This window comes from Tardiphaga sp., assembly GCF_044336785.1.
Classification (GTDB): Bacteria; Pseudomonadota; Alphaproteobacteria; order Rhizobiales; family Xanthobacteraceae; genus Tardiphaga.
Genome location: NZ_JBIIOT010000120.1, coordinates 1 through 13,651, shown reverse-complemented (window position 1 = coordinate 13,651; position 13,651 = coordinate 1). Strand labels below are relative to the sequence as shown.

Here is a 13,651-nt window from a genome sequence, read left to right as displayed (position 1 = left end):
CACCGAATAGCCGCAGCGTTTTGCGTGGCGCTCGATGGCAAAGCCGATATCGCCGAGCCGCGCCCCCGGCCGCACTGCACGGATGCCCTGCCACATCGCCTCATAAGTCGCCTCGACCAGCCGCTTCGCCGCGGTGTTCACTGCGCCCACGCAATAGGTCTTGCTGGAGTCGGCGATATAGCCGTTCTTCTCCAGCGTGATGTCGAAATTGACGATATCGCCGTCCTGCAAGACATCCGCGCTCGAGGGAATGCCATGGCAGACCACCTCGTTGATCGATGCGTTCAGCACGAATGCAAAACCATACTGCCCCTTGCTCGCCGGCCGCGCGGCAAGGTCCTCGGTGATGAAGCGCTCGACCATGTCATTGATCTCGAGCGTCGAGCGACCGACCAGCTCGGTGCGATCCAGCAGCGCGAAGACGGAGGCCAGCAGCCGGCCGGATTCCGCCATCAATGCCAGCTCCTGCGGCGCTTTTGTCATGCCGCGCTCGCGGCCAATAATGGCATCGCCACCCCCGCCGCGCTCATCTCGTGCGCCAGGATTTCGGTGTAGCTCAGCGTCGGATTGGCCTCGCAGAGCATGCCGATCCTGATCCAGTAAGCCGCCTGCGCATTGATCGACCGGCACGACACCTTGGTCGCCTTGCGCAACTGCTCATGCAGATCGTCGTCGATGCTCACAATGCCCATGGGATGCTCCATATACGGTTCATATATGAAGCGTATATTCGGTACGAATGAGAAAGCCAAGCACTTGATCTCGTTGCCGGGCTGCCGATCTCACCGGCAAGGAGATCATCATGAAGATCAAAATCGTCGTGCATGACGCAGAGGAAGGCGGCTATTGGGCCGAAGTCCCCGCGATCCCCGGTTGCGCCAGCGAGGGCGAGACCATGGACGAGTTGATGGTCAATTTGCGCGAGGCGATCGAAGGCTGCCTCTCGGCCTCCATCGCCTAAAACTTCAACTGCCGCAGCCGCGTGCTTCGCATGGGGAGTTCGAACATCGCGCCACCATGCACGCGCTCGCAGACGCCTTCCACCGTCGGCCACAATGCCAGCAGGCGCTCCATCTGTTTGATCACCGGCGCCTTGTAAAGGCCTTCGGCGAGGAAGAAGCCGATTAGATTCGAATTCCGAAAGGCATGATACTCGGCGCGGTTCCTGGTGATGCGCCGGTCGCCCGAAATGACGACCCACTGGCCTTCGCTGCTCAACGCGGAAATCCAGTCGATGTCGCGCGTGTCCCGCGCGAATTTCTCGGCGAGAAAGGTGATCTCGTGCTGTTTCCTGAATAATTCAGCCAGTGCGCGGGCCATCGCGGGGGACATGTTATGGTCGAAAAAGACCTTCACGCCGCCAGTGAATGTTCAAACTTCACCGCGTCGCGCACGACGCCTCCGGGCACGTCGTACAATTGCGACACCTTCTCGACCGAGCCTTCGGCTTCGACTGCCTGCGCCAAGACCACGGTCGGTACACCGTAACTTGCAGCGATCGGCTGACCGAAAGCGCGTTCGGGATCAACGACGATGCTGGGTTTGCCGCCATAGGGACGCCAGCTCGTTACGATGTCATCCGAGAGGTCGAGGTCCTTAAAGGTTCGGTCGATCAGTCTTTTGATCACGTATTGCTGCTTCTTGAGATCGAGCACCTCGGCATCGTCCAGACCGCGCAGGCTTTCCAGGAAGATCGTTCGCCCATCCGTCTGAAAGCGGCGGGTCGAAAACGGCCGCGGATCGTTCGCGCATTCACGCGCAACATCCAGGCAGTTCCGCACAACAGCGATGCTCAGACCTCGATCGATGAAGCTCTTCATGACGAGCAGTTCGATCAAATCCCTGAAGCCGAGTTCGAGGTGATGATCGTGACCGGGCAGTTGCGGGGACCAGAGAGGCGGCATCTTCACCACCTTCTCCCCATGCTTGTAGGTATAGCCTCCCAACCACCGCCGGATATTGAGGGGCGAAATCTTGAGCAAACGCGCGGCCTCCGGGACGGTATAAAACCCGGTCCCGAGCAAAGACGCATTCTTGTTGGCGGCGAGTTGGAGCATTCCTCAATCCTACGCGGGCAGCGTGTAATTCGCTACACTTTCGGAACGGCCTACAAAACAAGCCCTTTTCCTGCCCTTCCCGCCCCTTATCCCCTGCAAAACCCTTGGGACAACGCGGGTTCCGCGGTTGCTCCGCTGCCCTCGTCTCGCCATTGTCGGGCCCAATTGAGAGCCGTGCCCGCGCGTCCCGGGCGGCGCAGCATATGCATTCATGCTATTGTTTGCGCTCAGGGATTCGTGTTGCCCGACAACTGGCTTAACTAGAGTACCGTATCCATGAAACTCACGCGCCTGCGCCTGAACGGATTCAAGTCGTTCGTCGAGCCGACCGACTTCATGATCGAACCCGGTCTCACCGGCGTCGTCGGCCCCAATGGCTGCGGCAAGTCCAACCTTGTGGAAGCGCTGCGCTGGGCGATGGGCGAGACCTCGCACAAGTCGCTGCGCGCCACCGACATGGAAGCCGTGATCTTTGCCGGCTCCGGCAACCGCGCCTCGCGCAACCATGCCGAAGTCACCATGACCATCGACAATGCCGAGCGCACCGCGCCGGCCATGGTCAATGATGCCGAGATCCTGGAAATCACCCGCCGCATCGAGCGCGACAACGGCTCGAATTACCGCATCAACGGCCGCGACGTCCGCGCCCGCGATGTGCAGATCCTGTTTGCCGACGCCGCCACCGGCGCGCGCTCGCCGGCCCTCGTCCACCAGGGCAAGATCGGCGAAATCATCCAAGCGAAGCCCGAGGCGCGCCGCCGCGTGCTGGAAGACGCCGCCGGCGTCGCCGGCCTGCATGCGCGCCGCCACGAGGCCGAATTGCGCCTCAAGGCGGCCGAAACCAACCTCACCCGCGTCGAGGACGTGATCGGACAACTGTCAGGCCAGATGGAAGGCCTGAAGAAGCAGGCCCGCCAGGCCACGCGTTTCCGCGAAGTCGCCGCCAAGGTGCGCAAGGCCGAGGCCATGCTGTTCCACCTGCGCTGGATCCAGGCGCATGCGGACAATGCCGATGCCGCCACCACCCATGATCGCAATGTGGTCGAGCTCGCCGAAGCGACCCGCATCCAGGGCGAATCGGCCCGCATCCAGGCGATCCGTGCCTCCGAGCTGCCGGCGATGCGCGAGGCGGAAGCGGCTGCTGCCGCCGGCCTGCAGCGCCTGACCAATGCCCGCGACCTGCTCGACCGCGAAGAGAAGCGCGCCGAGGAGCGCGCGCAGGAGCTCGATCGCCGCCTCAACCAGTTCGAGGCCGACGTCGCCCGCGAAATGAAGCAGTCGGAAGACGCCGAATTCGCGCTGCTGCGGCTCGACGAAGAAGACACGATGCTCAAAGAGGAGATCATGCAGCGCGTCGAGCTGCGTGGCGGCGTCGATGACCGCGTCTCCGAGGCCGAGCAGGTGCTGGCCGCGGCCGAGCGCACCTTCTCCGAACTCACCACCGCCCATGCCGACATGACGGCGAAGCGCAACCAGCTGCAGTCCAATGTGCGCAGCCAGGCCGATCGCCTGACCCGCCTCGGCCAGGAGATCAGCCGCGTCGAGAGCGAGATCGATGCGCTGACGGCGCAGACCTCGGGCTTCGGCGATCTGGACGAACTTGCCGCCCTGATGGAGACCGCGCAGGAGATCCTGCTGCAGGCGGAAATGTCGGTCAGCGACAATGAGGGCGCGCATATCGCCGCGCGCCAGACGCTGGAAGCCTCGCGTGCGCCGCTGGCGGAAGCCGACAAGAAAGTGCAGCGCCTCGAGACCGAAGCGCGCACGATTTCGAAAATCCTCAATGGCGAGACCAAGAATCTGTGGCCGCCGATCATCGACGGCGTCAGTGTCACCAAGGGCTATGAGAAGGCCATCGGCGCCGTGCTCGGCGACGATCTCGATGCGCCCGTCGATCCCTCGGCGCCGATGCGCTGGACCGATGCCGGCGTGCCCGCCGATGATCCGGCGCTACCCGACGGCATCGAGGCGCTGGCGCAGCATGTCACGGCGCCGCCGGAGCTGCAGCGCCGCCTGAAGCAGATCGGCATCGTCACCAAGGATCAGGGCGCGGCCCTCGTTTCGCAGCTCAAGACCGGCCAGCGCCTCGTGACGCTGGAAGGCGACGTCTGGCGCTGGGACGGCTTTGTCGCCGGTGCGCATGCGCCGACCGGTGCAGCCCGTCGTCTCGCCGAGCGCGCCCGCCTGACGGATATCGAGGCTGATCTCGAAAACGCCAAGATCGATGCGATCGCCAAGCGCGAAGCGCTGGAAAGCGCGGAAGCCGCGCTGAAGACGGCGGCCTCCGCGGAAGGCGCATCGCGCGATGCCCTGCGCAATGCCCGCCGCGATGTCGATCAGGCCCGCGAACGCCAGGCCAATGCCGAGCGCGAGATCAACCGCCACGCCGCCCGCCGCGCGACGCTGACCGAAGCGCAGTCGCGCCTCTCCAACGACCGCATGGAAGCCGAAGCCGGGCTCGAATCCGCGCATATGGCGCTGGAGGAACTGCCCGACACCGCCGAGGCCGAAGCCAAGCTCGCCGATGTCCGCACCGAGATCGACGGCTATCGCCGCGCGGCTGCGCAGGTGCGTGCCGAAGCGCAGGCGCTGGCCCGCGAGGCGGAGCTCGCCGATCGCCGCCTGCAGGCGATCATCGCCGAGCGCGCCGACTGGCAGAACCGCAAGACCTCCGCCGCCTCGCAGATCGAGACCGTGGCCTCGCGCCAGGCCGAACTGCTGCGCGAGCGCGAGGAGCTGGAAGATGCGCCTGCGCTGTTCCTGCAGAAGCGCCGTGCGCTGATCACCGAAGTCGAGAATGCCGAGCAGGCGCGCCAGATGGCAGCGAACGCGCTGCAGGCCGCCGAGAACATGATGCGCGACACCGACCGGGAGGCCCGCACCTCGCTGGAATTCCTGTCGCAGGCGCGCGAGGCCTGCGCACGCTCGGAAGAGCGCATGGAAAGCGGCAAGCGTCGCCTCGAGGACATCGAGCGCGAAATCCGCGACATGCTGGAAGTGGAGCCGGATGGCGTCGCCGCACTCGCCGAAGTGCGCCAGGACGACAAGCTACCCGATCTGCATGAGGTGGAAGTCGAGCTCGAGAAGATGCGCCGCGACCGCGAGCGTCTCGGCGCGGTCAATCTGCGCGCCGAGGAAGAGCTCAACGAGATCGAGGGCTCGCATAACAGCCTGGCCACCGAGCGCGACGACCTCGTCGAAGCCATCAAGAAGCTGCGCACCGGCATCCAGAGCTTGAACAAGGAAGCGCGCGAGCGCCTGATGACCTCGTTCGAAGTGGTCAACGGTCACTTCAAGCGCATGTTCGTCGAACTGTTCGGCGGCGGCGAAGCCGAGCTGAAGCTGATCGAGAGCGACGATCCGCTGGAAGCCGGCCTCGACATCATCGCCAAACCGCCGGGCAAGAAGCCGCAGTCGCTGTCGCTGCTGTCGGGCGGCGAGCAGGCACTGACCGCGCTGGCGCTGATCTTCGCGGTGTTCCTGACCAACCCATCGCCGATCTGCGTGCTGGACGAAGTCGACGCGCCGCTGGACGACCACAATGTCGAGCGGTTCTGCAGCCTGCTGCACGAAATGATCGCGACCACCGACACGCGCTTCATCACCATCACGCATAACCCGATCACCATGGCCCGCATGCATCGCCTGTACGGCGTCACCATGGCGGAACGCGGCGTGTCGCAGCTGGTGTCGGTGGATCTGGAAAACGCGGTGAAGATCCTCGATCAGGAAGTGGCGTAACGAGAACACGAAGCCAATGGCCCCCTCCCCCAAGCGAAGCGCAGTGGGGAGGTCCGCCGACAGGCGGGGGTGGGGTCTATCACCACGTGACGTCAGAGCCTGCCGCACCACCCCACCCGTCTCGAAGCTCGCTGAACGCTCGCTTCGATCCACCCTCCCCGCTGCGCGGCTTCGCCGCTTGGGGGAGGGATAAGAGGAGCGTCGCTGTTTAGATGACCTCGCCTGATCTTCCCGCTCACATCTCCGCATCCCTCGCCGCGCGCCTGCATGGCGTGTCGCGATCCGACGCGGCACAGCGCTCCGACACCATCTCCAAAACCTATCGCGCTGGCGGCGGCTCAACCACCATCCGCACCGAAAGCGACGCTCTGGCCTATGCGCTGGCCCGCATGCCGGCGACCTATGCCGCGGTGATTGCGAGCCTCAATGCCTTGCAGGAGATCCGCCCGGATTTTGCGCCAACCTCACTGCTCGATTGCGGCGCCGGACCGGGCACGGCGACATGGGCCTGCGCGGAGGCGTTCGAGACGCTGGAGAGCTTTGCTCTGCTCGATGCCAATCCGGCGCTGCGTTCACTCGCGATCGAACTGGCGCGCGAGAATGATCGCACGATCACCTACACGCTCGGTGATGCGCCGACGAAGATCATCGATGCCCCTTCCGCCGATCTCGTCATCGCGAGCTATGTCATCAACGAACTCGCCGACACTGCGCGCGAAAAACTCGTCGCCGCCATGTGGTCGAAAACGAATGACACACTCGTCATCGTCGAGCCCGGCACGCCAGCCGGCTATGCCCGCATCCTCGATGCCCGCACGCAGCTCATCAGAGCCGGCGCGCATGTGATCGCGCCGTGCCCGCATGACGAGACGTGCCCGCTGCTGAAGCCGGACTGGTGCCATTTCAGCCAGCGGCTGCAGCGCTCCCGCGTGCATAAACAACTCAAATCCGCAGAACTTCCCTATGAGGACGAGAAATTTATTTATCTCGCCGTCTCGCGCACACCGATCGCGCCACGGCCATCGCGGGTGCTAGCGCAGCCGATCACGACGAAGATCGCCATCACGGCGAAGCTTTGCACCACCAATGGCATCATCGCTGCCGTGGCACCGAAGCGCGACAAGGCACTCTATAGCAAGTTCCGAAAGCTCGATTGGGGCGATGCGGTTTTCGAACACCCATCATCGGAATAATCCGGCGGTGCGGGCGTTCTAACTCCTGACGCGACTGCGTCGCATCGTTCATCAGGAGTGATATCCATGACCAAATCATTCGCCACCGCCGCGGCGCTCGCCGTGCTGCTCACCGCATCCGCTGCCTCAGCGCAGGCGCTGAAGACGGCCGATACGCCGAAGGGCAAGACCTTCGTCGATGCCAAGGGCATGACGCTCTACACCTTCGACAAGGACGCCGGCGGCAAGTCGGCCTGCAACGGCCCCTGCGCAGAAAACTGGCCGCCGCTGTTTGCAGCCGACAGCGACAAGCCGACCGCCGACATGACCATCGTGGTGCGCGACGACGGCAAGAAGATGTGGGCCTACAAGGGCAAGCCGCTTTATACCTTCAAGAAGGACACCGCCGCTGGCGAGGCCAATGGCGATGGTTTTCTGAATGGTGCCTGGCATATCGCCAAGCCGTAAGGCCCTCTCCCGCCTGTCGCTTTGCTCGGGCCCCCTCTCCCACTTCGCGGGAGAGGGGATCGTTAAAACGCGTGCTTGATGCGGCCCATGACCTGATGCGTGACGGTATCGCTGCCGCCGACGATCGCATCATAGTTCACCGACAACACCGTGAGCGGCGCGAGCTTGCCCGAGAGGCCTGCACCCAGCACGCCGCGGTCGCGGATGCCTGATGCGGTCGAGGTCACGAACGAGCCGGGCAGCGTGGTATCTGCAAAGCTCGCATTGATTCCGCGGATGCCGTCGCTGAATTCGTGCAGCCAGGCGAAGCGCAGCTCCGGCGTCACCATGCCGCCGCTGATCGCATAGTCAAAGGCGAAGCGCGCGCCGACGCTGGAGCGGAGCGATTCCGAACTGTCTGCGCCCACGATCAACGCTGCCGCGCTGCCGCGCTCGGTGAAGCCGTCGGTCATCACCCGCATATATTGCAGGCCGATCTCCGGCGTGACCACCCAGCCGCGAACGCGGATGTCGGTGCCCAATGTACCGCGGATAGCATAGTGATCGCCGGAGAAGGTGGCGTCATTGACCGAGCCGAGTGCCACGCGCGAGGTCGTGTAGTCGCTGAAGCCATAAAGGCCCATCAGCGTCGCGAACCAGGTCGGCGCCTGATAGGTGCCATAACCGCCGATGGTACCGGTCGAGATCCGGCTGTTGCTGCCATTGCTGTCGAGCTCGCCGCGCGTAAAGGCATAGCCGCCGAACACACCGGCGACGAAATTGTCGCTGAGGCGCTGGTCATAGCCGGCCAGCACATTCACCGTGTTCGCCTTGAAGCCGGGCGCATCCGCGCGCGCGCCTTCGCGAGCGAAGCTGGCGCCGGAGGTGACGAAGAAGCCGTGATCGGCTGTCACCGCGATCGGGCGCAACGCCGGCGCCTTGTTGATCGGCGCATAGGCCATCGCATCGACCACGCCGGTGCCCCAGCCGGCTTCCGCCAGCGACGCGCCGGCACTGCCCGGAAAGGCCATTACAGCGGCCAATGCGCGATCAGTGCCAAAATTGCGATCGAACATGCCGCCATCGAACATCGCCAGCGCATTGCCGGTACCGGAGACATCGGTGCCGAGACCGTTGATGCGATTCTGCGTCAGATGCTGGCCGACCAGCGAGGTCGTCTGCTGGGCATTGTTCATGCCGATGCGGCCGAGGCTCTGATACGATCCAGGCGTCAGCTGCGACAGCGCCGCGCCGACATCACTTGCGCTAGCGACGCGGTCCAGCATATCGACGACGCCGAGGCCCGTGGCATTGAGCGGCAGATTATCGAACAGCGCAGCGATGCCGCGCGCATTCGCATTGGCCAAAGCGGAGAAGGACGGCGCATTGGCGTTGACGACCTCGAAGGACGTATAGAGCGTGCCGCCGATATTCACGGTCTGGCCGCTCTGCAGGGCCACGCGGTTCGTCTCGGAAAGACCAACCTTGCTGTAGTTCAGCGTATCGCTGCCAGCGCCGCCATCGACCAGGCCCGCGATGCGCGACCCCTTCATGATGTTCAGCGTGTCATTGCCGCCTTCCAGATTGATGGCGCGGCCGGTATTGCCGATGATGGTGCCGTAATTGGTGAGGACGTCATTGCCCTCGCCCATCTGGATCGCGGAGCCGTCGCCGCGGATGAAGCGGGCAGAGCCGGTGCCGGTGTAAGTGACGCCGTTCAGTGTGCCGACTGAATTTTCGTCCACCAGTCCATTCTGCTTCAGCACAATGGCGTTCGGGTCCGGGATGGAGCCGTTACCGATGATCGTGCCGTAATTGACGATCGTATCATCGTTGATCGCCGGCGTTGCCGTGCTCTTGTTTTCGAACCGGATCGCATAGCCGTTCTGTCCGATGATAGTGCCGCCAGCGTTGTTGACGATCGTGGTCGCAGCAACGCCGCTGCGGTCAAAATGGCCATCACCATCATTGTTGACGACAATGCCGTTGCCGGCACCACTGATCAGACCATAATTAGTCACCGTGCCGCCGCCGAGCGACAGACCTTCGCTGTTATTGAGGCGGCCGCGACCATCATAGCCGCCAGCGCCGGTACCCTCGATCGTGCCGTAATTCGTGATCGTCGCGGCGTTATCCACATCGACACCGTCACCATCGCCGGTTCCGTTGCCGTCATATGCGCCGGTGATACGACCGTAGTTGACTACAGTACCTGTGTTGTCCGAACCAATGCCCGAACCGTTGCGTCCCAGGATCGTGCCACCGGCTTCATTGGTCACAGTCACGCCGCCGAACTCACCGACGGAAATGCCGTGACGAAAACCTGAAACAGTGCCGCCGGATTTGTTGATGACCGTTCCGGAACGGTCCTGCATGTCTATGCCGTCGGTACCCGCGCCCGATCCGATCACTCCCTCTGAGTAGATCAGACCCCAATTGGTCACAACGCCGCCTGCGCCCGGCCGAACCGCATCCGATGTCGTGGTCCGAATGACACCCGTGGCATAGTTGAATATGTTGATCGTGCCGGTTGCCAACGAGATCGCATCGAAATCGAGCGCCTGGCCGCCAGTCGATGAGATCGTGCCATAATTGTGGACGGTGATCGTCCCATTGCCGATTTCGTTATTGATGCGGAACGCGTCGTTTGTCGTGCCGCTGATGGTGGCGCCAGCGCGATTCCAGACTGTGATATTGCGCGGCGTGCCGGAGCCCGATGTATCGATACCGCGCGTAGCGCCGATGATCGTGCCGGAATTGTCGATGGTGACGCCGGGGGCCGGCGACGGATTGCCGGCAGTGACGCTCCAGGTGATCGCAGTCGCACTCGACAATGTGGCACCGGCTTCGACCGTGCCCGATTGCGTACCGGTCAAGGTGCGTCCAGTGGTGTTCGTCGTCCCGCTCGGGATCGTAAATGTCTGTGCCTCTGCCGTCATCGGCGCGAACAGCGCCGTCACGACCACACCCATCGCAAGCCGGCTCGCGCCGTCACGCCAATTCCGCATCACTTAACCCTCAGCCCCAGAAGTTAAGGCTCATTAGGTTTCGTGGATGACAGTGCGGTGACGGAACGCGCAGTGCAGCCAACCCGCAGCCGGCTCACATCAGAGTCATTCCAACTGATGCGTGGCCGCAACACAGGGCACGTCGCAACGCGAGCATATCCCCCATAATTCAACGTATGGCATCGCCCCGCCGAAGCCGCATTGAACATATCTCCGGCCGCCCGCGACATAGACAAGTCGCCCTCACCCGGCGGCCGCTGCCCTGTGCTTGCAGCATCGGCTATGGTGCTAATGTCATTGTCTCTTTGGGGGGAGTTTTTACATGTCGACCAGCTGGATCGTTCTCGGCGTCATCGCCGTCATCGCGTTTTTCCTGTTCGCGACCTACAACCGGCTGGTGGCCCTGCGGCAGCGGGTGGACCAGTCCTTTGCCGATATCGACGTGCAGTTGAAGCTGCGCCATGACCTGATCCCGAACCTGGTCGAGACCGTCAAGGGCTATGCCTCGCACGAGCGCGGGACGCTTGAAGAGGTCATCAAGGCGCGCAATGCAGCGATGGGCGCACAGGGGCCGGGCCAGGTTGCCGCCGCCGAACAGCAACTCACCGGCGCGTTGGGCCGGTTGATTGCACTGGCCGAGGCCTATCCGGACCTCAAGGCCAATGCCAATTTTCAGCAACTGCAGACCGAGCTCTCCGACATCGAGAACAAGATCGCCGCCGCGCGCCGCTTCTTCAACAATGCGGTCTCGGAATACAACACCGGCATCCAGCAGCTGCCAGCGGCCCTGTTCGCCGGCGCGCTGGGATTCCATCCCAAGCAGTTCTTCGACCTCGGCGAGAGCCGCGCGCAGGTCGAGGCGGCGCCGACGGTCAAGTTCTGAGGTCGTTCCACGTCATTGCGAGCGAAGCGAAGCAATCCAGAAAGCCAAGAACTGGATTGCTTCGTCGCTACGCTCCTCGCAATGACGGCTGATGGTGCGTAGCAGGACCCCACGATGGCAGCTTACGGTCTCTACACGCATATCGCATCGAACAAGACGCGTTCGATGCTGCTGCTCGCCGGCCTGTTCGTGCTGATCTATGTGGTCGTGTTCGCCGGCGCGCTGGTGCTGGAGGTCTGGAGCAACAATCGCGGCACGCTGCCTTATTATCTCAACGCGGCATTCCGCGATCTTCTGCGAGTGATGCCGCTTGCAACCCTCGCAGCCATCGGCTGGATCATCATTTCCTATTTCGGTCATCAGAAGATGATCGACATGATCACCGGCAGCGCAAGCGTGACGCGGCAGGAGCAGCCGCGGCTGTATAATCTGCTGGAAAACCTCTGTATCTCGCGCGGCATCACGATGCCGAAGCTCAAGATCATGCAGGACGACGCGCTCAACGCCTTCGCCACCGGCCTCAATCCGGAACAATATTCCGTGACGGTGACGACGGGGCTGCTGCGCAATCTCGACGATGACGAGATCGAGGCCGTGCTCGGCCATGAGCTGACACATATCCGTAATGGCGATGTGCAGCTGATGGTGATCGCCGGCATCATCGCCGGTGTGGTCGGACTGTTTGCCGAACTGATGTTCAGGTCCTTCACAAATGGCAATTACCGTTTCTCCTCCAGCCGCTCGTCCTCGCAATCGTCATCCAGCGATGGCAAGAGCGGCGGCGGCGCGATGTTCGCCATCATCATCGCGGTGGTGTTGCTCATCGTTGCCTGGGCGCTGTCTCAGGTGATCCGGCTGGCGCTGTCGCGCTCGCGCGAATTCATGGCCGATGCCGGCGCGGTGGAGCTGACCAAGAATCCGGATGCCATGATCTCGGCGCTGCGCAAGATCGAGAATCGCGGCGAGCTGCCGGGCGCGACCTCGGCGGTGATGGAAATGTGCGTGGACAATCCGCGCTCGGGTTTCGCCGATATTTTCGCGACCCATCCCTCGGTGGATGCGCGGGTGGCCGCACTGATCAAATATGCCGGCGGGCATGATCCCGGACCGCTGACGCTGCCCGGTGAGGCGACAGAGGAGCCGGAGGCTCTGCCGGAGGGCGAACCGGCCGAGCCGGGACCATTGAGCGACGGGGCACAGCCCACGGGAGCCCCAACCGCTGGCCCGTGGGGCAAGCACGCCTGATCCCTCCAAATGTCGTCGCCCGGCTTGACCGGGCGATCCAGTAAACTCAGGCCGGTGTGTACGGGGTCACCCGGTCAAGCCGGGTGACGACAGAGGAGATTCCTCAAAATTCTCCAATGATTTCCATCATCTGCCGTGATCTGGCGATTGAAATCCCCCATCATTCTGCCATGTTCGCGCCCAAAGCAGCCATGGGCTACAGTGGCTGCGCGCGAGTCTCGCTCGTGCGTTGGGGATTTCGAGCAGCTAAGGGAATTTCATGGCGAAGCCAGCAGTGATCGTGGTGGGCGCGGACAAAGGCGGGGTCGGCAAGACCACGGTGTCGCGGACCGTTCTGGATTATTTCAGCGCCAACAATGTCGCGACCCGGGCCTTCGACACGGAATCGCCGCGCGGCACGCTGAAGCGCTTCCACCCGGACATCACCGAGATCGTCGACATGACGACCACCTCGGACCAGATGAAGATCTTCGATACGCTGAACACCGTGGCGCCATCGGTCACCGTCATCGACGTCCGCGCAGGCCTGCTCTCGCCTGCCCTCGCCTCGCTGCGGGACATCGGCTTCCTGGATGCGGCCAAGTCCGGCCAGATCACCTTTGCTGTCTTCCATATACTCGGCCCGTCGATCGCGTCGCTGGACGAAATCGCCGAGACCGCCGGCTTCATGGATGGCGCGAAGTATTTCCTGGTGAAGAATTTCATCAACAATACCAGCTTCTTCGAATGGGACCAGGCGACCTACAACTCCTATTTCCACAAGATCAAGGGCGCCACCGAGATCGTCATCCCGAAGCTCAACGAGATGGCCTATGAGCAGGTGGAAGTCTCCCATGTGCCGTTCCTGAAATTCGTCGCCAACAAGGGCCCGAATGACGAGGCGGCGAACTATTCGTTCGTGCTGCGCGGCTATGTGCGGCATTGGCTTGCGAATGTCTGGAGCGAGTTCGACCGCATCAAGCTAACAGATATCGTGCACGACAAGCCCAGCGCACGCACGCCGGGCGAGCAGTAAGATCGATTAAACTCCGCCCTCTCGACACCTCTCCCCTCCGGGGAGAGGTCGGCGCTTAGCGCCGGGTGAGGGGGTGCCGCAAA

12 protein-coding genes are annotated in these 13,651 nt (G+C 63.0%); 7 read left to right on the top strand and 5 right to left on the bottom strand.

All coding sequences use genetic code 11. From position 1 onward, the window contains the following. Positions 1-483 (bottom strand): M24 family metallopeptidase (locus tag ACIQ2A_RS23095; RefSeq protein ID WP_398483817.1); only part of this gene is annotated, 483 nt, incomplete at its 3' end. Next, a complete protein-coding gene (locus ACIQ2A_RS23090; RefSeq protein ID WP_398483815.1) occupies positions 480-692 on the bottom strand; it encodes a ParD-like family protein in 213 nt (70 codons plus the stop codon). The genes ACIQ2A_RS23090 and ACIQ2A_RS23095, both read right to left, overlap by 4 nt. A gap of 110 nt (positions 693-802) precedes the next feature. Between ACIQ2A_RS23090 and ACIQ2A_RS23085 the strand changes: the two genes are divergently transcribed. After that, the gene (locus ACIQ2A_RS23085) at positions 803-961 is read left to right on the top strand and encodes a type II toxin-antitoxin system HicB family antitoxin (protein WP_398483813.1); all 159 of its coding nucleotides are present in this window, start codon (positions 803-805) and stop codon (positions 959-961) included. Here ACIQ2A_RS23085 and ACIQ2A_RS23080 read toward each other — a convergent pair. Then, the gene (locus ACIQ2A_RS23080) at positions 958-1,356 is read right to left on the bottom strand and encodes a hypothetical protein (RefSeq protein WP_398483810.1); all 399 of its coding nucleotides are present in this window, start codon (positions 1,354-1,356) and stop codon (positions 958-960) included. The two genes, ACIQ2A_RS23085 and ACIQ2A_RS23080, sit on opposite strands and share 4 nt — an antisense overlap. After that, positions 1,353-2,057, bottom strand: a complete 705-nt coding sequence (locus ACIQ2A_RS23075) for a hypothetical protein (RefSeq protein WP_398483808.1) — start codon at positions 2,055-2,057, stop codon at positions 1,353-1,355. The genes ACIQ2A_RS23080 and ACIQ2A_RS23075 overlap by 4 nt, the downstream gene beginning before the upstream one ends. Before the next feature lie 276 nt (positions 2,058-2,333). Here ACIQ2A_RS23075 and smc point away from each other — a divergent pair, with 276 nt between their 5' ends. From smc to ACIQ2A_RS23060, 3 genes are all read left to right on the top strand, one after another. Beyond that, the gene (gene smc, locus ACIQ2A_RS23070) at positions 2,334-5,798 is read left to right on the top strand and encodes a chromosome segregation protein SMC (protein WP_398483806.1); all 3,465 of its coding nucleotides are present in this window, start codon (positions 2,334-2,336) and stop codon (positions 5,796-5,798) included. Positions 5,799-6,010: 212 nt separating this feature from the next. Then, complete coding sequence (locus ACIQ2A_RS23065; protein ID WP_398483804.1) at positions 6,011-6,991, top strand: small ribosomal subunit Rsm22 family protein; 981 nt, start codon at positions 6,011-6,013, stop codon at positions 6,989-6,991. A gap of 66 nt (positions 6,992-7,057) precedes the next feature. Beyond that, on the top strand, positions 7,058-7,438 hold the full coding sequence (locus tag ACIQ2A_RS23060; protein ID WP_398483802.1) for a hypothetical protein: 381 nt from the start codon (positions 7,058-7,060) through the stop codon (positions 7,436-7,438). Between the two features lie 62 nt (positions 7,439-7,500). Here the strand turns inward: ACIQ2A_RS23060 and ACIQ2A_RS23055 are convergent, their stop codons facing one another. Further along, positions 7,501-10,425, bottom strand: coding sequence for an autotransporter domain-containing protein (locus ACIQ2A_RS23055; RefSeq protein WP_398483800.1), 2,925 nt, complete (start codon positions 10,423-10,425; stop codon positions 7,501-7,503). A gap of 322 nt (positions 10,426-10,747) precedes the next feature. Here ACIQ2A_RS23055 and ACIQ2A_RS23050 point away from each other — a divergent pair, with 322 nt between their 5' ends. The 3 genes from ACIQ2A_RS23050 to ACIQ2A_RS23040 all read left to right on the top strand — a co-directional run bounded on the left by ACIQ2A_RS23050 (position 10,748) and on the right by ACIQ2A_RS23040 (position 13,568). Then, complete coding sequence (locus tag ACIQ2A_RS23050) at positions 10,748-11,308, top strand: LemA family protein (RefSeq protein ID WP_398483797.1); 561 nt, start codon at positions 10,748-10,750, stop codon at positions 11,306-11,308. A 114-nt stretch (positions 11,309-11,422) separates the two neighbouring features. Further along, positions 11,423-12,553, top strand: coding sequence for a M48 family metallopeptidase (locus ACIQ2A_RS23045; RefSeq protein WP_398483795.1), 1,131 nt, complete (start codon positions 11,423-11,425; stop codon positions 12,551-12,553). A gap of 259 nt (positions 12,554-12,812) precedes the next feature. Further along, positions 12,813-13,568: a hypothetical protein gene (locus tag ACIQ2A_RS23040; RefSeq protein ID WP_398483793.1), complete on the top strand. Its 756-nt coding sequence runs from the start codon at positions 12,813-12,815 to the stop codon at positions 13,566-13,568. Positions 13,569-13,651: the final 83 nt, after the last annotated feature.